1 protein-coding gene is annotated in these 394 nt (G+C 34.8%); it reads left to right on the top strand.

Features of this window, described 5'->3' with window-relative positions; translation table 11 throughout:
• Positions 1-394: ribonucleotide reductase barrel domain-containing protein (locus R0J87_RS18710; protein WP_498888081.1), on the top strand; the 394-nt coding region annotated here is incomplete at both ends.

A 394-nucleotide genomic window follows, 5' to 3' on the forward strand; every position in this document is an offset into this window, starting at 1 on the left:
GAAGCTTTTTTGATAAGTATTTAAGTATTGATTATTCACCGATGCTTGATAAGGTAGCGAAACTTTTCAAAGATCAGCATATTCCTTCGATTGAAGATTGGAAGCAATTAAAGAGTGATGTACAGAAATATGGACTTTATCATAGTTACAGACAAGCCGTAGCACCTACTGGAAGCATTTCATATGTACAGTCATCTACCGCAGGCGTAATGCCTATCATGGAAAGAATTGAGGAAAGAACCTACGGAAACAGTAAGACTTATTATCCTATGCCTGGACTGTCTCCGAACAATTGGTTCTTATATAAAGAAGCTTATGATATGGATATGTTTAAGGTTATTGATTTAATTTCAACTATTCAAACTCATGTTGATCAAGGTATCTCGTTTACATT

This window comes from Halomonas sp. SIMBA_159 (assembly GCF_046536035.1).
In the GTDB taxonomy this organism is placed as follows: Bacteria; Pseudomonadota; Gammaproteobacteria; order Pseudomonadales; family Halomonadaceae; genus Vreelandella; species Vreelandella venusta_A.